General features: G+C 47.2%; 19 protein-coding genes and 1 pseudogene. 18 read left to right on the forward strand and 2 right to left on the reverse strand.

The window, feature by feature from the left end; genetic code table 11:
* The first annotated feature begins 19 nt into the window (after positions 1-19).
* From IEX62_RS01050 to IEX62_RS01095, 10 genes and pseudogenes are all read left to right on the forward strand, one after another.
* Entirely contained in the window at positions 20-391 is a 372-nt protein-coding gene (locus IEX62_RS01050) for a hypothetical protein (protein WP_229685585.1), read from the forward strand.
* Positions 384-842 carry a DUF2634 domain-containing protein gene (locus tag IEX62_RS01055; protein ID WP_188773557.1) on the forward strand — a complete coding sequence of 153 codons (459 nt, stop codon included), beginning with the start codon at positions 384-386 and terminating at the stop codon, positions 840-842. The genes IEX62_RS01050 and IEX62_RS01055 overlap by 8 nt, the downstream gene beginning before the upstream one ends.
* A gap of 1 nt (position 843) precedes the next feature.
* Positions 844-1,983, forward strand: coding sequence for a baseplate J/gp47 family protein (locus IEX62_RS01060; RefSeq protein WP_188773558.1), 1,140 nt, complete (start codon positions 844-846; stop codon positions 1,981-1,983).
* The gene (locus IEX62_RS01065) at positions 1,976-2,593 is read left to right on the forward strand and encodes a putative phage tail protein (RefSeq protein ID WP_188773559.1); all 618 of its coding nucleotides are present in this window, start codon (positions 1,976-1,978) and stop codon (positions 2,591-2,593) included. Before IEX62_RS01060 ends, IEX62_RS01065 begins: the two co-directional genes overlap by 8 nt.
* Positions 2,583-4,826: a hypothetical protein gene (locus IEX62_RS01070; RefSeq protein WP_188773560.1), complete on the forward strand. Its 2,244-nt coding sequence runs from the start codon at positions 2,583-2,585 to the stop codon at positions 4,824-4,826. The genes IEX62_RS01065 and IEX62_RS01070 overlap by 11 nt, the downstream gene beginning before the upstream one ends.
* 14 nt (positions 4,827-4,840) lie before the next feature.
* Positions 4,841-5,164, forward strand: coding sequence for a YomQ N-terminal domain-containing protein (locus IEX62_RS01075; protein WP_188773561.1), 324 nt, complete (start codon positions 4,841-4,843; stop codon positions 5,162-5,164).
* Position 5,165: 1 nt separating this feature from the next.
* The gene (locus IEX62_RS01080) at positions 5,166-5,330 is read left to right on the forward strand and encodes a hypothetical protein (protein WP_188773562.1); all 165 of its coding nucleotides are present in this window, start codon (positions 5,166-5,168) and stop codon (positions 5,328-5,330) included.
* Between the two features lie 52 nt (positions 5,331-5,382).
* Positions 5,383-5,790, forward strand: a pseudogene (locus IEX62_RS01085) (phage holin family protein); the annotation flags it as partial.
* Between the two features lie 300 nt (positions 5,791-6,090).
* Complete coding sequence (locus IEX62_RS01090; RefSeq protein ID WP_188773564.1) at positions 6,091-7,050, forward strand: glycoside hydrolase family 25 protein; 960 nt, start codon at positions 6,091-6,093, stop codon at positions 7,048-7,050.
* 34 nt (positions 7,051-7,084) lie between these two features.
* Entirely contained in the window at positions 7,085-7,360 is a 276-nt protein-coding gene (locus IEX62_RS01095) for a holin (RefSeq protein WP_229685543.1), read from the forward strand.
* A gap of 453 nt (positions 7,361-7,813) precedes the next feature.
* Here IEX62_RS01095 and IEX62_RS01100 read toward each other — a convergent pair whose 3' ends face one another.
* A complete protein-coding gene (locus tag IEX62_RS01100; RefSeq protein WP_188773565.1) occupies positions 7,814-9,676 on the reverse strand; it encodes a 5'-nucleotidase C-terminal domain-containing protein in 1,863 nt (620 codons plus the stop codon).
* 498 nt (positions 9,677-10,174) lie between these two features.
* Here IEX62_RS01100 and IEX62_RS01105 point away from each other — a divergent pair, with 498 nt between their 5' ends.
* The 5 genes from IEX62_RS01105 to IEX62_RS01125 all read left to right on the forward strand — a co-directional run bounded on the left by IEX62_RS01105 (position 10,175) and on the right by IEX62_RS01125 (position 16,739).
* Entirely contained in the window at positions 10,175-11,785 is a 1,611-nt protein-coding gene (locus IEX62_RS01105; RefSeq protein ID WP_188774016.1) for an ABC transporter substrate-binding protein, read from the forward strand.
* Between the two features lie 58 nt (positions 11,786-11,843).
* Positions 11,844-12,848 (forward strand): ABC transporter permease, encoded by a 1,005-nt coding sequence (locus IEX62_RS01110; RefSeq protein ID WP_188773566.1) that lies wholly within the window; start codon positions 11,844-11,846, stop codon positions 12,846-12,848.
* A gap of 10 nt (positions 12,849-12,858) precedes the next feature.
* Complete coding sequence (gene nikC, locus IEX62_RS01115) at positions 12,859-13,755, forward strand: nickel transporter permease (protein ID WP_188773567.1); 897 nt, start codon at positions 12,859-12,861, stop codon at positions 13,753-13,755.
* Between the two features lie 580 nt (positions 13,756-14,335).
* Positions 14,336-15,754, forward strand: coding sequence for a deoxyguanosinetriphosphate triphosphohydrolase family protein (locus IEX62_RS01120; protein ID WP_188773568.1), 1,419 nt, complete (start codon positions 14,336-14,338; stop codon positions 15,752-15,754).
* A gap of 31 nt (positions 15,755-15,785) precedes the next feature.
* Entirely contained in the window at positions 15,786-16,739 is a 954-nt protein-coding gene (locus tag IEX62_RS01125) for an MsnO8 family LLM class oxidoreductase (RefSeq protein WP_188773569.1), read from the forward strand.
* Between the two features lie 608 nt (positions 16,740-17,347).
* Here the strand turns inward: IEX62_RS01125 and IEX62_RS01130 are convergent.
* A complete protein-coding gene (locus tag IEX62_RS01130) occupies positions 17,348-18,301 on the reverse strand; it encodes a D-2-hydroxyacid dehydrogenase (protein WP_188773570.1) in 954 nt (317 codons plus the stop codon).
* 335 nt (positions 18,302-18,636) lie between these two features.
* On the opposite strand from IEX62_RS01130, the gene thpR reads away from it, so the two are divergent.
* The 3 genes from thpR to IEX62_RS01145 all read left to right on the forward strand — a co-directional run bounded on the left by thpR (position 18,637) and on the right by IEX62_RS01145 (position 21,407).
* Positions 18,637-19,221 (forward strand): RNA 2',3'-cyclic phosphodiesterase, encoded by a 585-nt coding sequence (gene thpR, locus IEX62_RS01135; protein WP_188773571.1) that lies wholly within the window; start codon positions 18,637-18,639, stop codon positions 19,219-19,221.
* Positions 19,222-19,520: 299 nt separating this feature from the next.
* Positions 19,521-20,339, forward strand: a complete 819-nt coding sequence (locus tag IEX62_RS01140) for a cell wall hydrolase (protein WP_188773572.1) — start codon at positions 19,521-19,523, stop codon at positions 20,337-20,339.
* Positions 20,340-20,720: 381 nt separating this feature from the next.
* Entirely contained in the window at positions 20,721-21,407 is a 687-nt protein-coding gene (locus tag IEX62_RS01145) for a metal-dependent hydrolase (protein ID WP_188773573.1), read from the forward strand.
* Positions 21,408-21,937: the final 530 nt, after the last annotated feature.

Genomic DNA, 21,937 nt, shown 5'->3' on the forward strand with positions numbered 1-21,937 from the left:
CGGACATTTTGCTGATGTGATGCGTTCCACAATGTCCAAGCATACCCAGCAGGCAGTGAGTGGTCTGGGTGCGGTATTGGGTACAATGACTGCATCGGGTGTGAAGCTGGACGACTTCAAGCATGAAATTCAGGATTATATGGTCGCCGAGCTGCCAGGTCTATTGCAAATGCCACAACGCATCTATACAGGTAGTGTGCATCCGCAAGGACAGGGTACGTTTCATGGAGGCGCTACGCTAAGCGATTATGCATTTGATGAATCCGAGGTGGAGGATACGGTGCTACATGTACAGCAAGGCTTGAAGCCAGGCGACCGTGTGCTGGCCATGCGTGTGAACAGCGGCAATGATGTAGTTATCGTATGCAAGGTGGTGAGTGCAGGTGGCTAATTTATTTCCGAGCACAGATGATTTTATCTGGGGCGATGAAGAGGCGGTAGCGGCTGCCGATCGTAATGATATTGAGTTTGGACGTAGCTGGCGGTACGACTATGATGCAGGTGATTTTGTAATGACACCGAGTGGACGCGTCGCTGTTGCCGATGGCAAAGAAGCATGGGTACAGTGGTGCCATAAGGCATTGCTCACGCCGCGTTATCGGCATGTGATCTATTCGCGTGATTACGGGAGTGAGCTGGATACGCTGATCGGTACAGGTCAGGGACGTGCAGTGCTGGAAAGTGAACTGACACGTATGGTGACCGAAGCGTTGCTGGTCGATGCGCGTACAGCTTCAGTAGACCAGTTTACCTTTAGCTGGGCGGAGGATCATTGCCAGATGACCTGTCGTATTACGAGCGTACAGGACGATGTTGAAATTTTGGAAAGCGAGGTGATCTGAATTGGCAGATTTTCCTTATTATCTGGATGGACAAACAGAAGAACAGATTATGCAGCGTATGCTGGACAAAGTGCCTTCGGATATCGATAAATCCGAAGGTTCTTTTATTTGGGACGCTGGAGCGCCGGTCGCCTTTATGCTATCTGAGGCAGCGATCTGGGCGCAGGAGCTGCTACACCGGGGCTTTGCCAGTACCGCAGCAAGCAATGACGATAGCTATCGCTCGGAGGAGCTGGACTTGCGTGCTGCTGAGCATGGCGTCACTCGCCGCGCAGCAGTCTCTGCTTCCGGTACGATCCGCTTTACAGGTGAGCCAGGCAAAATGATACCAGCAGGTACAGTGGTTGCTACGCCTGCTGATGACGTATCTGACGAGGCTTCACAGGAATACGAAACGACTGCTGCTGTGATGCTGAACGCATCGGGTACAGCTGATGTGCCGATTCGTGCACTTGTTGCTGGTAAAGCAAGTAATGTCGCTGCGGGAACGATTACCATTTTATCGACTGCGGTCAATGGTGTGACTGGAGTGACCAATCCAGCTGCCATTACAGGCGGTGCAGATGTGGAGAGCGATGTCTCCTTGCTGGAGCGTTTCTATGCCAAGGTACGTAACCAGGGTACCAGTGGAAATAAGGCACAATATATGCAGTGGGCAAGTGAGATTGCGGGTGTCGGGGCCAGTCGGGTGATTCCGTTATGGAAGGGGCCAGGCACGGTCGGCATGTATGTGCTGGATACCGATAAGCGTGCAGCCAATGCAGAGATTGTAGCGAATGTGCAAAAGTATATCGACCCTACACAGGATGGACAGGGTGAAGGCACAGCACCCGCAGGGCCGATCGTCACGGTGATGCCAGCGGAGGAGGTTGCGATCAATATTAGCGTGCAGCTTACACTGGCCAGTGATGCAACCCTGGAAGGTGTAAAGGCATTGATTCAAAATGGAGTAACGAGCTATCTCAAACAGCTGGCATTTACCGATTCGCTGGTGCGTTATACACGAATCGCAGCGATTTTACTGGATATTCCGCCGATCATCGATTACTCCAACCTGACCGTCAACGGTATCAGCGACAAAAATATCGAAATTGGCGCAAGCCAGGTGGCTGTGCTGGGGACGGTGACGGTCAATGGCTGATGTGGAAATTACCACGAATAGAGTACTTGATCCGAGTACGGCTTCTTTTGCGAGTGTAAAGGGAGCGGAGCTATTCTCGTACTTGCCTGCTTATTACGAACGTTCCCGCATCATGCGTCTGGATATGGATCGTAAAGGTACGGAAATGGACGCGTTATATGATGCGCTGGATGAGACGTTCCAGCAGTTTTTTGTTCGTACGGCGACCTGGGGAATCGATCTTTGGGAGCAGGAGCTGGGGATTGTACCGGATGCAACCAAGCCCTTGGAGCAGCGTCGTGCAGTGGCGGAATCGAAATTACGCGGTGGAGGAAAGTTCTCAGGCGCGCAGGTGAAGAATGTAGCAGCTGCATATGAGCGAGGCTCTGTCGGGGTTACATTTGACCCAGCCAAGTGGTCGTTTACCATTACGTTTTTAGATACGATTGGTGTTCCACCCAATCTGTCTGATCTACAAGCTATGATCAAACAGATTAAGCCGGCTCACCTGGTAGCTAATTATGTATTTCGTTATTTACGTATTAAAGAAATTCATCAAGCAATGACGATCAGCCAGCTTCAAAAACGAAAAATGTCAGATTTCGCAGGAGGAAACGTACATGTCGAGTAATACAGAGAAATTAAATCTGCTCAAAGTAGATCCAGTCGCAGATGGAGAACAATATTTTAATGTGGATACGATGCTTAATGCGAACTGGGATAAGGTTGATGCCTTTGCCGATCAGATGAGTGATAAGGTTGATGGCGATTTGTTACCAAGGTTGAATACGGCTCAGACGAATACAATCACCTTCAAACCTGGTACACAAACAATTACCGTAGCGCGAGATATGCCAGTGAACGTAACAACTTTGCAGGGAAAAATGCTACTGAATTTGACAGGACGATCAGGCGGCTTTGAGCAATTGCCAGGATTTTTCCTGAATGCTTCAGGCACATTGGATACAGTCAATAAAGTATCTGGAAATAGTGGATTAAAAGTAACAATCACGAATAATGGCACTGGTATAGCAGGTGTTCCAATTTACAATCCTAAATTGGGTGCGAATGGAGCAAAGTATTTGATTAGAGGCGTAATTAAAAATGGTAATCTGTCAGGCGATGGTGCCTATATCCAGATTACTGATACTGTGGCTTATGCTGCAAATAATTTGCCACTGATTAAAACGAGTGAGAAGTTCGTTAATTGTTTTGCATTATACGATGGTACAAAGTCCAACAATAATACAATTTCCGCTTATATGGCTCTAAAGGGACAGAGTGGAGAATATGCTTATTTTGACGAAGTAGCTGTCTATGAAATCTCGAATGAAGAATATATTCGCGTATCTTCTTTAACAGCAGACGAAGTAGCATCCCAGTACCCTTATACAGAAGGACTCGCCGGAGTAAAAAATCCATATGCGATTCGCTGGACGAACTCATCGAAAACGGATATTGCTTCGATGCTAGCATTCGATACGGAATTACTTGCGCCGCCTGTTCCAACAAGTGATGTGGAGCGGGATCGCTTGGAGCAGGGAGCAGATGGGCAGTATTACAAAACGAGTGTTTGGAATAAGATTGTTCTAGATGGTAGCTTGCCGTGGGCTTTTGCCCAGTCTTGGACAGGATATAAGGCTGTTACATGGCAAGATGTGCCTGCTCCTGTTTCTAATACCGGTTACATCACTAAGTACAACAAAGTTGTATTATCCCGATGGTTAGCTGGTAGTGGTGCTACTTCGGCAGATTCGCATGTGCTCGACGGGACAACTTCTGATTTATGGATAACAGTCTCAGCGGCAGATTCAGGATGGGGAGATAATTATACCCCTACTAACGATGAGATCAAAGCCTATTTTTACGGTTGGAAGATGTACGATGCTTCTATAAGCACGGATGGATCAAATATTTATAACCGTACCGATGGTACAAACAAAGCCTGGTGTCGCCGTACAAACGGTTTTAGTTCCGATAATGGGTATGCTGACGGTTCGTTTACTCTACCCAATACACTAGCATTCAAATTTTCTCCGTATGAGCTAATGTATAAGCGGCTTTCAGCAGTGATAGAGCCAACTCCTTCAGAAGGTGTGCTTAGCTTTGGAGCAGGCGAAAATATTATTGAACTCGGTAGTGGCTTAGTTTTGAGAGAGCCTGTAAAACCCTACCGAGATAATCTTTGGAACATTAATAATGGTTCGCCTAGTTATGAATCATCTTTAACCAAATTTAAAATTGATCGTTTCATCGGTGTATACAAAAATGGATATCTAGATAAATGGATTTTTTATCCAAATAATGTTACTAAAGCAGGCGCTTTGGCACAGAAGAGTGCATTAGACTATGACCCGACTGGAGCCTATACTGCAAGCTATATCCGATTAGATAAATTTCCTGTCTCCGTGATTCAAAGTAGTATACCTATTAATGAACTTGCTATTCTAAACGATCTAATCCGTGATGTACAACAAGCTACAAGACGAGTGTCAGCAGTCGAGTTGGAAAAAGCTGAAAAAACTCAAATTTCCTCTCCGTGGATTGTACCTACATTACTTAATGGATGGACAGCTATTTCCGGTTATCGTACTGGATATCGCAAAATCGGTAATAGCAACATCGTACAGATGAGTGGAGTGCTGACTAATGGAGTTACAACAGTAGGTACAGTATTGTTTTATTTGCCACAAGGATATCGACCAGCCTCCTCATTTGTATTTACAGCGAATAGTAGAAATAATAGCGGTAGCTACAATTCCATTACATTAGACGTAAGAGACTCTGGAGCAGTCTTGATCTCATTCGGTACTCCATATACAGGTGCATTAACTTTTGAAGTAACATTTGAGGCAGAACAATAAAGGAGGTAGTAAATATGAAAGCTGTACCACTCGTAGATAAGAATGGTCATTTCATCGAAGATGTACTTGTTGATGTTTCGTTTACTGGCACTTCATTATTAGGAGATAAAGGTACACTCATTGCTGAGGCTGTTCCATCAGGCTTATATAAGCCATATTGGGACTTTGAACAATCTCGCTGGGTAGAAGGTATGTCAACGGAAGAGATTGCTGCACTCCAGCTTGTGATGACCGAATCATCGGAGCAAAAAATTGCGCGACTGGAACAATCCGATCTCGATAACAAAGAACTAATCGCCTCGCTATACGAGATGCTGATCGCTCAAGGAGGTCAGTAATTTGAACAGTGTAAAAATGAAGTTTGCTGAAGCTTATTGGACGCTTGTACAGGCAGGGCGTCGTTCAGAGGATTCCATTCCGGAAGAGCTGCGCACCGAGTATGACATGCTGAAGAAGAACGAAGCTGGTAAAGCCTCAAGCCTGTCGGATTCATCTATAATGTAATCTTATGCAACTATGTAAAATGTAGAACCACACCGAAAGGAGAAGGAAGGGGATGGGGGAGCCTTGGCCGCAAATCATCAAGATAGTCTCGACAGCGTTTGGCGGTGCTGCGGGCTACCTGTTTGGGGGTTGGGATGTGTTGATCAATCTGTTATTGTTACTTGTCGTTGTAGATTGGTTGTCCGGGTGGGCAGCCGCATGGATGCGGGGAGAGCTGAAGAGCCGTGTTGGTTTTAAAGGTATCATCCGCAAGGTTACGATTTTTGTCGTTGTAGCGATTGCCCATTTTATTGATCAGGCGCTTGGAAGCTTACGTTACTTCCAGGATGCAGTGGTCTTTTTTTATTTGGCGAACGAGCTATTATCCGTCATTGAAAATATGGGTAAAATGGGGCTTCCGATGCCAGATATTTTACGGAATGCGGTGCAGATTTTTGAATCCAAAAAAACACCGCAGGAAAATCCAAACCTGATCGAGGAAGCTCAGCCAGAAGCGGTCAAAGTGAAGGATGAAGAGGCGGCTATATCGGAGGAGCCACCGCCTTCTTCGGAACTAGATGAATCCGGTGCTGCTAATAGTAGCTCTGAGCTTGCTCCATTGGTGTCAGAGCAGAATCAGTCACAGCGGAGTGATCACGAATCAGAGCGGTCTTAGTATGATGCAGCAGGGAAGAACAAGTCTTCTTTCCTGCCACCGCAATGGGATAGCAGGTTAACTACAATCATTAGGATGTAGGTTGTGAAGGGAGGAGAGGTCAGTATGCAGGGGAGAAATGATAATCAGGTGCAAGGAATCGACGTATCCCACTGGCAGGGTAGTATCGATTGGAGCCGGGTGAAGGCATCCGGTAAGCGGTTTGTGTTTATCAAAGCGACCGAAGGCAAGAGCTACCGGGATCAGGAATTTTTGAGCAATGTGAATGGGGCGCGTCTGGCAGGAATGCTCGTAGGAGCCTACCATTTTGTGAATGCAGTGACGGTAGCTGATGCGAAGCTGGAGGCAGCTAATTTTGTTAGTCGCTTGCAGGCTGCGGGCGGGGCTAGTCGTTTTGAGCTGCCTCCGGTGATGGACTATGAAAATAATCCGGGTAATCTGAGCCGAAGTGCGATCGATACGATTGCACTTGCTTTTTTGCAGGAGGTTGAGCGGTTAAGTGGGCGCAAGCCAATCGTGTACACAGGTAATGCGTTTGCTCAAAATTTCAGCTCTGCGCTCAGCGGCTACGATCTATGGATCGCTCGTTACAGCAATACACGTGTTCCAGACGATGCGCCAGCGTGGAAGACATGGCATTTCTGGCAATATACAGATTCAGGTCAGGTGGACGGTATTCGTGGTGGTGTCGATGTGAATGTGTATCGCGGAACACTGGATGAATTAAAGGCACGTTATACGACAGCTACTGGAGGACAGCAGGGAGGTGACAACCCGATGACGACAGAGGAGAAGCAAGCATTTGCTGCACTGCAAGCGATGGTCAAGGCACAATCCGACCGTATTGCTTCATTGACAGATAGCCGTGATCTTTTAAAAACAAGCATTTCTGGTGTGGATCAGCGTCTGCAAAAGGTAGAGCAAAGTCATGCGATGCCTATTCCAGCCTGGGCAAGCGAAGCCGTCCAAAAGGCAGAAGCGGCTGGACTGATTCAAGAAAGCGATGGTGGAAGCTACGACTTTTACCGCCTGTTGACAGTGCTTGACCGTAAAGGTCTGATCTAAATACACCAACAAAAAGCTCAAGGAGGATCACAACATGACAAATGATCTGCTGAATAGTGTACTTGCCTTTGCATCGACACTGGCGGTTGTAGTGCTTGCACTGGTACAGCTGGTAAAGACGACCGTTAATGTGCCCAAAAACATGGTGCCCTTGATCGGGCTTTTCGTAGGGTTGGTAATTGGAGCGGTAGCGTATCCATTTACGGAGCTGGCGCTTGTCCCTCGCCTATGGTCTGGTGGTCTGGCAGGGCTTGCCGCAACAGGTCTGTTTGAGCTAGCCTTCAATCCGAAAAATGGAATGACTCGCTAGGGTTAAGCCACTAGATTAGTCGTTGCCTTATGCGTGAAGGGCAAATACAATCCTTGCGAAGCACGAAGCACGAAGCACGAAGCACGAAGCACGAAGCACGAAGCACGAAGCACGAAGCACGAAGCACGAAGCACGAAGCACGAAGCACGAAGCACGAAGCACGAAGCACGAAGCAACTATAAATAAAAGGCGCTCCGTGCTCTTCGGATGGGATAGCGCTCTTTGGCATGGCTACCAGCATATGCTCCTGTCACAGGAACCTGCTGCTCGCTTACCATAGAAGCTCTATCCATCAGAAAAGCTTAGGATCGCCTTTTTGTTGCATTCGCGTTCAGTTTAGTGAATACAGTCGCGCTTAGAACTAGCTATACGTTTCTTCATATTCAAACTCACTATTCCAATGCACTTCCCCATACTCTTCCATTTTCTCTTCATTTCTCGATCTACATCCCATTACGATGCAGCTGGTAGCTCCAGCTTCTGACCTGGATAGATCCAGTGTGGATTTTTCAGGTCGTTCAGATCGCGCAATACTTTCCAGGTGGTACCGTGATTTTTAGCAATGGAATACAGTGTATCCCCACTTTTTACTACATACACATCGCTATCACCGGATACAGGTGGTGCAGGTACAGGCTTGATCGGATCGGCTACGATAGGTGGCTTCGCAGGCGTTGCTGGTTTAGCTGGTGTCGTTGCAGGCTTACCTGGTGTTGGTGTGCCTGTAGCCGGTGTTGTTGCTGGCGTCGCGGCTTCTACAATGCGTTTGCCAGAAGTGAGACTTTTACTACCATTTTTCTGCATGTATTCGATCAGCGCTTCATCCAGTGTACCGTACGTACCGGTTTGCTGCTTACCAACGAACATTTTGTATTCGTCTCCACCAGCGACCATGAAGTCATTCGTTGCGAGATTATACGTTTTGTTGAGATCCAGCGCTTTACCGCCAACCGTTACGGAATGTACACGGCTGCCCGCAGGCTTGGAAGGATCGATTTTGTACGTAATGCCAGACACATGGGAAAATGCGCCTTTTGGTGTTGGATAGTCGGTTGCCCCATTTTCAAGGGCTGCCAGAATATCTTTACCTGTAACTTGAATGGAAATGACCAGATTACCAAATGGAAGCACTGTTACGATCTCGCCCTTCGTCACCGGGCCTGCATCGATAGATGCGCGGATACCGCCGCCATTCGTAATCGCTGCATCTGCACCAGAGATGGAACGCATCGCATCGGTGATCAGGTCACCCAGATTCGTTTCACCAGCGCGTACCTTTTCGCGTGCGCCTTCAAGCGCAACTGGAGATTGAGCAACCACCTCATTCAGGATCGGCTCCTGGGATGCTTTGATGGAATCGATCAGGCTCGCTACCTCTGCATTAGGCGTCACATTGGCAGCGGCTTTCTCATCGACCGTGTACGCTTCTTTTTTAGTCACTGCGCCTTTGTCGACCCATAGATCAACAACGCCCAGATGCTCGCCGTATTCACCTGTGCTGGCGATCAGTGTACCATTTTCCGTCTGCCCATTCGTCAGCAACGTATGGCTATGACCGTCGATGAATACGTCGATGCCAGGTACAGCCTTCACGATATCGATGCTCGTTTGCTCTGTTGATTGATCCATACCGATATGACCGAGTGCCACGATCACATCAACCTTGCCTTTCAGCTCAGTGACCATTTTGCGAGCGGCTTCGGTTGGATCGGTGAATTCAACATTTTTTACGTTGTTCGGATTCGTTTTGTACGCTGTCTCCGGTGTTTCCAGACCGAAGATACCTACCTTCACGCCATCCACTTCACGGATAATATACGGCTCAAATGGAGCTTTCCCCGTATCCTTTTGAATAATATTGGAGGAGATTACTGGGAAGTTTGCCATTTTAGCAAGCTCCAGCAGGCGCTCGTAGCCATAATCGAATTCATGGTTACCAGGCTCCATGGCAGCATAGCCCATTTTGTTCATGACCTGAATCATGCTCTCACCGCGTACGAGTGTAGCGAAGGAAGTACCATGTACGGCATCGCCATCATCAAGTAGCAGTGTATTCGGGTTAGCGGCACGGTACAGATCAGCCAGCCCTGCAATTTTCGCCAGACCCATGGATGGAGATTCTTCCACCGCATGAGCATGGACGTCGTTCGTATGTAACAGTGTAATATGTGTGCCTGTGCCAGCATCCTGCTGCATTTGCTGCTTAATTCCGTCTACTGTCAATGTAGCGGGAGCTGCCGCGCTTACCAGGCTTGCCGCATTGAAAGTCATAAATGCTGACATGGCGAGTGCAAAAACCGTTTTGCCTTTGAACATAAGTAAAATAAGCCTCCTTTTGAATCAATTCTTATTCATTCTATCAGCTTTATATTAACGCTGGGAATAGATTTATTGGTTTAGTATGTAAAAAAATTGATTAGGAGCACTATATATGGAATAAAATACATAAAAATAATGATTAAAATTTAATATACACACCGTGTCACCCGATATATGACCTAGAAGAGAGTATAAATTACAACACAACATCCAAAATATTATATCTAAAATAGAATAATTTAGGTGATTACTGTTATAATATGACGTTTGAAGTCAAGTAAGTATAAATAAAACGAAGTGTTGTAAAATATGTTGCCAAAAGAAGATATGTAATGTACATTGTATTCACTTACGTTCTATTCCATCCATTTGGAATTCATACAATATTACATAATGATTCATAAAAATTGTATATCTGTGGAGGGTAGACTTAGATCTACATGCTGAAAGGGGAAAAGGAATTTGAGAAAATACGGAATTTTTGTCGTCGTGTTCATGTTGTCCTTTGCTTTGATCGTTGCCGGTTGCAGTGGTGGAGGCGGCAGCACATCATCTGAACCTGCAGCATCTGGAGAGGGGGGAGAGACTGCAAGCGCTGGCGGCACCCTTATTGTGGGGCGTGGCGGTGACTCGGCAGCTCTTGACCCGGCAATCGTAACCGATGGCGAATCGATTAAGATTGCACAGCAGGTATTTGATCCTTTGCTTGCTTATAAGTCCGGTACGACAGAGGTAGAACCAGCACTCGCAGAAAGCTGGCAAATCTCTGAAGATGGCTTGACGTATACATTTAAGCTGCGTCAAGGTGTGAAGTTCCATGATGGAACAGACTTTAACGCGGAAGCGGTTGTCTTCAACTTTGAACGCTGGAACGATCCGAAGAGTAAATATAAATTTGAGGGCGACTCGTTTGATTACTATGATTCGATGTTTGGCCCTGAAAATGCACGTATCATTGCAAGTGTGAAAGCGGTTGATGCTTCTACGGTAGAGTTTAAGCTCAATCATCCACAGGCACCATTCCTGCAAAATCTCGCAATGCCTCCATTCTCGATTGCAAGCCCGACCGCAATTGAAAAGGAAGGCGCTGAATTCAAGTCCAACCCAGTAGGTACAGGACCATTCGTATTTAAGGAATGGAAACGCAGCGATTCGATCACACTGGAAAAGAATCCGAACTACTGGCAGCAGGGGCTGCCGAAAATGGATCAGGTTATTATCCGCTCTATTCCAGACAACACCGCTCGCTTCAATGCATTGCAAAATGGTGAGATCGATCTGATGGAGGATCTGAGCCCGGATGATCTGGCTACACTGGAAGGCAATTCTGAGCTGCAAAAGTTCAACCGCCCTCCATTTAACGTTGCTTATATCGGCTTTAACCTGACGAAGAAGCCGTTTGATAATCCGAAGGTACGTGTAGCGCTTAATCATGCTGTCGATAAGAAAAGTATTATCGATGCTTTTTATGCAGGACAGGCAGAAGCGGCCATTAACCCGATTCCACCAACGCTATGGGGCTACAATTCCAATGTAAAAGACTACGACTATGATCTGACAAAAGCCAAGCAATTACTCGCTGAAGCAGGCTTCCCGAACGGAATTGATCAGGAGCTGACCTTCTATGCGATGCCAGTATCTCGCCCATACATGCCAGATGGTAAAAAGGTCGCTGAGGTTATTCAAGCGAGCTTTGCTCAGATTGGTGTGAAGGTGAATATTCAATCGCCAGAGTGGGCAACCTATCTGGATGATCTGAGTAAAGGGGAGAAGGACGATCTGTACATGATCGGCTGGACAGGCGATAACGGTGATCCAGATAACTTTTTCTACCCACTGCTAGATAAAGATTCAATCGGTGGGAACAACTACAGTCAATATGCTAGCGAGCCATTCCACAAGCTGCTTGTTGAAGCACAGCGTGAAACCGATCAGGATGCACGTGCCAAGCTGTATGAGCAGGCACAGGTGATTGTTAAAGAAGATGCACCGTGGATTCCGCTTGTTCACTCCACACCGCTGCTAGCTGCAAGCGTCAAAGTAAAAGGCTATACGCCTTCGCCTACCGGCTCTGAGCCTTATGCCGATGTGTACATGGAGCAATAATCACAGCTCCGTCAGCTAGACAGGGCGTATAACGAACACAAAGCGGGTGAGCATCCATATGGGTTCCTACATTGTAAAAAGGCTACTGGTGCTGATTCCGGTACTATTTGGAATGACGCTGATCGTTTTCTCGATCATCCATGCGATTCCGGGTGATCCGGCAGATACCATTTTAGGTGAAAAGGCAACGGAACAGTCCAAGCAAGCGCTTCGTGAGCAGCTTGGACTGGATCGTCCATGGTTAGAGCAATACACAGCGTATCTGGGTGATCTGATCACAGGTGATCTGGGGCGCTCGATTCGGACAAGAGCGCCGATTACAGAAGAGATCGGGCCCTATTTAGCAGCGACGATTGAATTAACATTTGCGAGTATGCTGTTTGCGATCATTATCGGTGTCAATGCCGGTATCGTTAGCGCATGGAAGCATCGCTCATGGTTCGATTATGTCTGTATGCTGATTGCGCTCGTAGGTGTATCCATGCCAATCTTCTGGCTTGGTCTGATGGAGCAGTGGATTTTTGCGAATAAGCTGCACTGGCTACCGTCCATCGGTCGGATGAACCAGCGTGATCCGCTGGAGAGCATTACTGGCTTTTATGTCATTGATGCGATGCTATCCGGTCAGTGGTCGCAGCTATGGACAGTGCTCAAGCATCTGATTTTACCTTCTATCGCATTGGGAACTATTCCGATGGCAGTTATTGCGCGGATGACACGCTCCAGTATGCTAGAGGTCATGCAATCCGATTATATCCGTACCGCCAAAGCGAAGGGCATCTCGCAATTTCTGGTCATTTATCGACACGGTCTGAAAAATGCTTTTATTCCGGTGCTAACCGTTATCGGTATTCAGACGGGCTCGCTGCTGGGCGGTGCGGTATTGACCGAGACGATTTTCGCCTGGCCTGGAGTCGGACGCTATATTTATGAAGCGATCAGTAATCGGGACTATCCGGTCATTCAATCGGGTATTCTGATTATCGCGCTTATCTTCGTTCTTATTAATCTGCTGGTGGATCTTCTATACGCATGGTTTGATCCGCGTATCCAGTACAAGTAGAGGTGATTCCATGACACAGGCTTCGCTGGGTACAGGATCAGACAGACCTGCCAAAATGGTTCGCTCTGGCCCATGGCGCGACGGTATTCGCCTCTTTATGCGCAACCGTACCGCTGTAGTTGGGCTGATCATCGTACTATTGTTTATTGTCCTTGCATTGATCGCGCCGTGGATTACCCGATACGAGTATACCGCACAGGTGCTGGCAGATCGGCTTCAGCCTCCATCCGCCAAGCACTGGTTCGGAACAGACGATCTGGGACGGGATATTTTCACCCGTACGATCTATGGCGCACGCATCTCCTTATGGGTCGGCTTTTTGTCGGTAATCGGCTCGATTGTGATCGGTACGCTGCTTGGAATCGTAGCTGGCTTTTATGGCAAATGGGTCGATATGATTATCTCGCGCGTCTTTGATATTTTGCTCGCTTTTCCGGGTATTCTACTCGCGATTGCGATTGTCGCCATTCTTGGACCATCGCTGCAAAATGCACTGTATGCGATTGCGATCGTCAATATACCGACGTACGGTAGGCTTGTAAGGGCGCGTGTATTGTCATTACGGCAGGAGGAGTTTATTACCGCAGCACGGGCAATCGGTGTGCGAGACGCGCGTTTGCTGTTCCGGCATATTTTACCGAACAGTCTAACGCCGCTTATTGTACAGGGTACGCTGGGCGTCGCGACAGCTATTATCGAAGCAGCAGGTCTGGGCTTCCTTGGTCTGGGTGCACAGCCGCCAGAGCCAGAATGGGGTAAAATGCTGTCCGATTCACGTCAATTTATCCAGACGGCACCATGGACAGTTATTTTCCCGGGTGTATGTATTCTGCTCACCTCGCTGGGCTTCAATCTGATGGGTGACGGACTTCGCGACACCTTCGATCCGAAGCTGAAAAATCGCTGATATTCGCTATCATGGGCGGATGGTGCAATGGCTGGCTAGCAGGATATTGTAACATTACAATCATGGCGAAGCAAGCACATATAGTCTGATGTTCTGCTATTATAGTACCCGGCTAGACGGCTCCAAGAGCATTTCGTTGCCGAGTCAATTTGCTCCTATACGATCATTTTCTAGCATCCGGGCCTATGGGTCCGGATTTTTTTCTTCTATAATATAGGCTCAAATATAGACGCCAAACTACAACGCACTTCATGCACGAAAAGGGCTATTATGTTCAATACAATATGAGTCTGCATGCTCGACTAGCTTCAGCTAGTCCATGATACATTTTAAGCGTCAGCCATCTCTTGAAGGCAGGTGCGCCAAAGAGATGGATTACGAGTAAGCTACGGAATGATGTCTTTATGTACCGTGCGATCCTTCGCGCTCCATTCCATCGCTTTCATTATTAAAAAGAGAAGGCTTACACATCCCATCTAGCGACGGATTTGCTTATTGATCTTTTCGCCAATGCAAAAAGCGTGTATAATCACTCCAACTATGAACAAATAGGATGCCGAACTGACAGGAGAACAATGCCATGGACAAATTTGCACAACTCAAGACGCTGCGAGAGCATCGTCAATATGCTGAAGATAAGCATGAGGCTTCGCGTGAAGCCTATGAACGTGACTATTCACGACTCATTCATTCGCCAACCTTTCGCCGTTTGCAGGGGAAATCGCAGGTATTCGGTGCGGGAACAGGCGATTATTATCGTACACGTCTGACACATTCGCTGGAGGTTGCTCAGATCGCTCGGCAGGCAGCGAAAAGTCTACTGACTCGCCATCCCGAGATTCGAGAGGAGCAGGCGGACAGTCCGGGCTTGATCATCCACCCCGAAGTGGTGGAATGTGCCTCAATCGCGCATGATTTTGGTCATCCGCCTTTCGGTCATAAAGGGGAAGAGGTGCTGGCAAGCATTCTGGATGATTGGATTGCCAGTAAAACGACGGAGGCGCTACGCGGCAAATCGGTGACCGAGCAGGAGTATGAGCGTATCCATGGAGAGATGCGTGCGAAGTATGAGCATTTTGAAGGCAATGCTCATAATTTCCGTCTGATTATGTTTTTGGAAAAGCGCGAGAATCTGGATGGCTTGAATCTATGCGATGCTGTGCTACTAGGTATCAATAAGTATCCGTATTCAGGTATAGATAATAAAAAGGGACTATATGAGCGTGAGTGGCAATATATTCGCGATATCCGTCATCGCTGGGGCATTCCAGATGGCAAAACAACGCTGGAAGCACAGCTAATGGATCTGTGTGATGATATCGCTTATTCCGCACATGACCTGGAGGATGGCATCAAGGCAGGCAAGATTGAAGTGCATGAGCACTTTATGAATGACCCGCATATTCATAAGCTGATTATTGAGAAAATTATGACGCTGGAGGACTGGTTCTGGAAGGACTGGGAATATGATGGGATCGCCTTGAAGGTAGAAGAGGTGCTTACTGCCTACCTGCGTGTATGGCGCGAGAAGCTGCCGACCTGTGGGAATGATTATTCGCGTACCCGGCGTGAGGTCAAGGCATACTGGGTAAATCATTTTGTAAGCCAGCTTGGCGTAATTAATGAAGCCGATTGGAAAAAGATTACGTTCGTTAGCCATGGTCGTGAGGATGACGATATGCTACGTACGGTAAGCGTATTGAAAAGCTTTGCCTGGGTGACGATGATTCGCGATCTACGCGTACAGCGTCTGCAAAAACGCAGTGAATGGATTATTCGCCGTCTATGGAAAGCCTTTATCGATCAGGAAACCTCCATGGCGATTATGCCCTCTGATTGGTTACAACGATTCCAGCAGGATCAGGCAAGCGACCATCCGGTATGGACATGGGAACGAATGATCATTGATTATATCGCGGGGATGACGGATGCCTTTGCTGAGAAAATTTATAACGAGCTGTACGGTCTGAAGGTCGGCTCGATCTATGATGTGGATTGAAGGTGGACCGGCAGCGGAAGGAGGAAGCAGCATGAATCATCATCAGCCCATTCCGCTGGGCATACTGGATATGTCGCCGCTATTAGAACAGGCTTCGGCAGAGGAGGCGCTGGAGCGTTCCGTGCAGCTGGCGATTGCAGCGGAGCAGTGGGGCTATCATCGCTTCTGGCTATCAGAGCATCACGATATGACACAGCTTGCCTGTACAGCACCGGAAGTGCTAATTGCACATATCGGTGTACGTACTTCATCGATTCGGCTTGGCTCGGGAGCCGTGCTGTTGCCGCATTATAGTGCGATGAAGGTGGCTGAGACGTTTCGTATGTTGTCTGCATTGTACCCGGATCGTATCGATCTTGGTATTGGCCGAGCGCCAGGTGGCTCAGCGCATGCCACCATTGGACTAAGCGGTAATTATCTGGCGCATGTTGCCGAGATGCCAGAGCGTGTACGTGATCTGCGCAGCTTACTGGATGATCGCTATACTGTAGAAGGAGCGCCTGTAATCGCACGTCCTGTCGCCAAGTATTCACCGCAGCTGTGGCTACTGGGTACGAATCGGAAAAGCGCAACGCTGGCAGCCGAGCATAGTGCAGGCTATGTGTTTGGTCACTTTATGAGTGCAAGCGATGGACAAGCTTCGATTGTGCAGTATCGAGAACAGTTCCAGTCCACCCCATCTCAAACGGAAGCAAGGGTGATACTGGCGACGAAGGTGATCGCCGCTGCAACGGAGCAGCAAGCACAGGAGCTGTATCTTAAATGGAAGCAATCGCCGGCTGGACTCGCCGCTATTGGTGAAGAAATGCCTGAGCCGATTGTAGGTGGACCGGATACATTGCCAGAGCGGATGCAACAATTATTGAAGGAATATGATGCAGATGAGTTACTTTTGATCTGTCCATTGGATCGCTACGATGAGCGCATGTATGTATACGAGCATGCTGCCAGATGGTTATCGGCGATGCCGTCGCTTTATGAATAGAGCAGATATCGCATCATGCTTCATTCGTAATAGTGGAGTAGACAAAGTAATAATGGAACAGAAAAGATTTGCGAATATATGCAAGCCCGGACAGTTAGAATGAACTGTTTTTATATGGCTACAGTAGCAAATTTGTGATGTCCAGCTATCGAATTTTTACGAGAAGCTAGGGTTAACACAGTGCTTTTTAACCGGGTATCTACTATTAGAAGTGAATCGTACTGACGAGTCATATTTATGCAGCAGGATGAATGGTGATCCAGCTGCTTTAATTTCTGCGAATGGAACGATAAAGCACTAGTCTATCTTTCTCCCAGGCCAGATGGTGAGAGCAAGCAGAAGCTTCTCCTAGCTGTCATAGCGAGCAATCTAACAAAAGAGATTTACTTTTGTGCTAGATGATCTATTTCAGTGAAAAGGAATACAATATCGCGGAATTAGTTCGATCGCTTAGCTATTCCTTTACTTCATTTAAACAAAAAAGTGAATAAAAAAAGGCTCTCTTCCATATAAAGGAATTGAGCCTTTTTTATATTCCTATTGTATTCTGCCATCGCTATCCACTCTGGATGCAGCTATGCAGCAAGGGATAAAAGTTCATTGATCGCTTAATACCCACTGGAATAATCCACCAGATTAACCGGCAGTTTCTCCCCCTGCTGATAAGCCTTCAGGTTAGTCAGGAAAATATCCAGCACACGGTCGGTATAATGCTCATTACTACCTGCAATATGAGGGGTAATCATAACCTGCTCCATCGACCAGAGTGGATGATCCTCTGGCAATGGCTCAGGATCGAATACGTCCAGACCTGCACCAGCAATCGTACCGTTCTGCAAGGCAGCTACTAGATCGTCGGTACGCACTGTCGTACCACGTCCAACGTTAATAAATAGCGCTTCTGGCTTCATCGCAGCAAATCGTCCTTGATCAAATAAACCCCGTGTCTGCTCTGTCAGTGGCAAAATATTCACCACTACATCGGCAACCCCAAGTGCTTCGTCCAGCTGCTCCATGCTATACATCGTATCAAATTCATCGAGCGGCTGACCGGAACGGCGTACACCAACCGTCTTCATGCCAAATGCACGAGCCAGACGAGCCGTACCGATACCGATATTACCTGCACCGACGATCGCGATCGTTTTGCCGTGAAGCTCGCCAAAGCGCCCGCTCTCATCCCAGCGCGCCCGACTCTGATTGCGAATCGCTTGATGCAGATTGCGGCTGAACGCTAGCATATAGGCAAAGATTTGCTCGGAAATCGGAATCGTATGCACCCCGTTCGCGCTGGTGAGCAGCACTTGCTTTTGCTCCAGCTCTGTCAGTGGCATTTTATCGACTCCAGCAGACCAGGCCTGCACCCATTTCACCGCACAATCCGGTGATAAAATAAAATCTTGAAATTTTCGTGACCAGCCGACAATGATCTCAGCATCTGCCAGATCCTGCTCGGTTGCTTCCTTAACAGGAATAGCGACAATCTCATCATGGGGAGCGGCTGCCTCAATTTGCTGCTTTTGTTTTTCGCTCAAATGTTGCAGGAAAACGATCTTGGACATCGGACAATCTCCTCCTCGTATTAGGAACGTTATCGATTCATGCGTCTAACCGTACGTACAATCGGCTACCCTTTAAATGATATCAAATTTGGCTAACCGAACCAAACAGAATGGATTACACCAATTTGGGCTTGTATTAAACCATTTTGGGCTCTGGTTAAACTTTGCACTTCGCGTCAGATTGGTGTATACTATTTGCATTCGTCAAGAACGTGTGTTCGGATAATATAGAATTACATCAATCAACCCGAGGTTAGCGTAGCTTCATGTGCTTGCTAATTAGCAGCAGGGCTGACGAATAACAATGATGAGCTGTGTTGAAAGGAGTGTCGAAGGTGGCAACCGGTATTGATCAAGAGCGCGTATTTGCTGCGATTGCTGTAAAAGAGGAGGCGCAGGAGCGCCTGGCAGCATGGAGTCTTTGGATGCAGCAGCACTATACATTTCGCAAATGGACAGCCGCAGCTGACTTTCATATTACACTCCAATTTTATGGGGATGTGGATCGTGCGCGATTGCCTGAGCTGTCACAGACGCTTGCAGCCGCAGTAGCAGCACATTCACCATTTCAGCTACAGTTAGGTGACGCAGGGTACTTTGGTCTGCCAGAGCGTCCGCGTGTATGGTGGATTGACCCGGAGGGTGATCGTTCAGCACTCAGCGCCTTACAGCAGGATATTGTACATGCCTGTGAAGCCATCGGCTACAAGGCGGAGAATCGACCGTATCATCCACATATTACAGTCGCTCGAAAATATGCTGGAACAGAGCCGTTTCAAGCCCCTGCAATGGAGGAGCTACAGCGACAGACAGCTGCCTGGCAGGTGGATCAGGTCGCTTTGTATTGCACTCGAATGGAGCAGATTCCTATGTATGAGTTAGCAGGTTGTTTTCCGCTTACAGGAGACGAGCTACTCTAAAAACTTGTTTTTGTCAATTTGACAAAAGCAATGGAACTATAATAATATACTTCGTGCTGCAAAAGGCAGTGTTCTTTTAGGGGAAACGATACGAATTTTACATCACGGACAGTCATGATTGTCCGGGTATCCGTTGATCGGATATCGATTATCAAGTTGGCTCTTTTTTCGGATACGGGGTGTGTCCGAGCACTCATGTAATGTGCTTATGATTCAAAATTTGGATGTTGGTGTATTCAAATGGAAGGTCTAACGATTACATAGGAACTGGAGTATGCCAACGTTATTGGAGGAAAAACATGGAGTTTATTAGACGCAATCAGTGGATTACGCCTCTGCTCGGCGTGCTTTTTATATTTGTAATGTGCCTTCCGTTTTGGATGGCTAATCAACATACGACACACAGTCAATCCTTTACTAAGCTGCCCGCGTGGGGTGCGCAGCCGGCAGGTGTTGTTTCGTATGCACAAAAAGACAGGAGCAGTACGGAAGGTACGTTTATGGACTGGAATGAGAAGCATACACGTAACCTGATTCAACAGGCAAAAGCGAACAAAGCTACACTGGCTAAGCAGCAACAGGCTGCAACAGCCAAACAACAGCGCACACAAGCCGCACAAGCGAAGGCTAATAAAGCCGCAGCGGTCACGGCAGATGCAGCGATCGGCAATACCACCCCCACTAAACTATACTTTACTCGGACAAAGCTGCTTTCTCAGGATAACCATGCTCAGGCAACCTGGACCTACGCATTGTCAGATAAAGAACGGCTGATGCTGGAACGAATTGTTATGGCAGAAGCTGAAGGTGAACCGTACGAAGGCAAAGTGGCAGTTGCCAATGTTGTCTTAAACCGGCTACGGTCCGCTAATTTCCCCGACACGATTAAAGGTGTACTGTATCAAAAATATCAATTTTCACCTGTATCCAATGGTCGCTTTGAGCGCGTGACGCCTAATGCCGACTCGGTTAAAGCTGTCCGTGAAGCATTACAGGGACGCAAGGAAGTACCGGATAATACGTATTATTTTGTGTCGCTATCACTGGCGACTGATTTTGCGATTCCAAATTCACAGACGGTCGTGAAGAAAATTGGACACCATACGTTTTACAAATAATATCGTTATTTAACAAGTGTAGGAGCTAGTCGAATGTTCTTATAGATCGCTATGCTGGTCGCACATATATACAGATAGCGCTGGAATTCGAAACTACGCGTATGCAGGCTCTCTGAGATAACTATGCTAGGCGCATATACAGATAGTGCTGGTGCAAGTAGATGGTCTACCGAGCATGAAGCTAACAGCGTTGAAGGCGATCTTTATAGTCAACCGTTCAGCCTCGATTCTGCTATAGCCAGTCATTTCAGCTATGTTCGAATTTGCGCAATTGACGTAGTGATAAGCAACCTGGCACCTGCAAAGTTACAAATCTATCGATTTTGGTGATAAAATAAACGGTGGCTACACCATTCATTTTATTGCGGAGGTGCTTTAACGATGAAGATTACGTACTATGGACAATCCTGTCTGCTTGTGGAAGAAGGCGGTAAAAAGGTGATTATCGATCCTTTTCTGTCCGGCAATCCGCAGGTCGATGTTGATGTAAAAGATATTCAAGTGGACGCGGTCATTTTGACACACGGACACGGTGACCATTTTGGCGATACGGTAGAGATTGCACAAAATAATAATTGCCCGGTGATCGCAGTTGTGGAGCTGGCGCAATATGCAGCAGCCAAGGGCGCGGCAGACACAGTCGGTATGAACCTGGGCGGCTCCAAGCAATTCGATGGCTTCAAGGTAAAATACACACTGGCATTCCATTCCTCATCCAATGAGCTGGACGGACAAAATGTATACCTTGGCGAGCCAGCAGGCATTTTGCTAACAATGGGTGGCAAAACGCTGTATCATGCAGGCGATACTGCATTATTCGGGGATATGAAGCTGATCGGTGAAATGAATAGCATCGACGTGGCGGCATTGCCAATCGGTGACTTTTTCACAATGGGACCTGAGGATGCACTGTACGCGGCTGAATGGGTGCAAGCAAAGCACATCATTCCGGTACACTATAATACATTCCCGCCGATCGAGCAGGATGGCGATGCATTCGTTGCTGCACTGGAAGCGAAGGGCATCAAGGGAACCGCATTAAAAGTAGGCGAAAGCGTCGAGCTGTAAGCACACGCTATGCATTTGTGCGTCATTTATTTTGAGCTTAGTTTATACAGCAACGGACAGTCCTGTACAGGGCTGTCCGTTTTTGTTTTGGATATAGAGGCTAGTTTGATTTGCTCCATTTGGATGAATGCTGTACGGTAAGCTACATTAACCTATTGAATTATTTATTAATTTTAATGTATAATCATACACTATATGTAATGCGTTGCGTTATCACACTAATGCTTTGACGCAAAATAATAATTTATCGCATATATAAAAAGTTTGAATTGCCATCATGTAAGGTCAGTGTTAAAATGTATAAAACTAACGAAGGTTACAGCAATATCACATAGCTAAATAAGTTGCTTGAATCTCATCAAAGTGGATATTTATTCTTCGCCTGTTACTTCTAACCTATATCCAAACATAGGCTGCTTCCGTCACCGTCCTGTACAATATGTACAAATATTGTAGATGATACTGTATGGAATGAGCAGTCTGTTTTGTATACCCTACCCTTAGAAGCATGTATCTTCGTCCGGCCGTCC

The sequence above is a fragment of the Paenibacillus hunanensis genome (genome assembly GCF_014645615.1).
Taxonomy (GTDB): Bacteria; Bacillota; Bacilli; order Paenibacillales; family Paenibacillaceae; genus Saccharibacillus; species Saccharibacillus hunanensis.